Below are 504 nucleotides of genomic sequence, written 5' to 3' on the forward strand. Positions count from 1 at the left end.
CCAGGAAATTCTACTTGGTATGTAATGAGTAATTATCCCGACATTACACCAAGGGAAGTCGGTAATTTTTATGGATTAAGAACTTGGGTTGAGTATGGCTTGAAGCAAAGTAAGAATGAATTAGGTTGGGCTGATTACCGTTTAACTCACTACCCGGATATTGAGCGATGGTGGGAGATTGTCTGTAGTGTTTACCTGATGGTTAGCCTTCACTCTGAACAAATGCAATCTTCTGTGCCAAAATCCCAATCAAAATTAACTGAACACCCCTGGTGGGATGATGGAAAGGGCTGGAAGAATATTCTTAACAATCTTCGTTTGATAATTCAACCTTTTACTTTATTTAATTTGATATTTCCCTGGTTAACGGTTTTTCCTATCCCTCAATTATCTAATGGTTTTTCTAAACTTCAGTCTATCGTTTATAACCTCACAAGTTCAATTTTTATTTTCCTGACTCATCCTGATTTCTACTTTTCCTCTGCCTAGAGTGACAAAAGAGGG

General features: G+C 37.5%; 1 pseudogene. It reads left to right on the forward strand.

Annotation, left to right across the window (positions count from 1 at the left end):
- Nucleotides 1-489, forward strand: a pseudogene (locus UYI_RS0131430) (IS701 family transposase); the annotation flags it as partial.
- Nucleotides 490-504 lie beyond the last annotated feature (15 nt).

Source organism: Fischerella muscicola PCC 7414, assembly GCF_000317205.1.
Lineage (GTDB): Bacteria > Cyanobacteriota > Cyanobacteriia > Cyanobacteriales > Nostocaceae > Fischerella > Fischerella muscicola.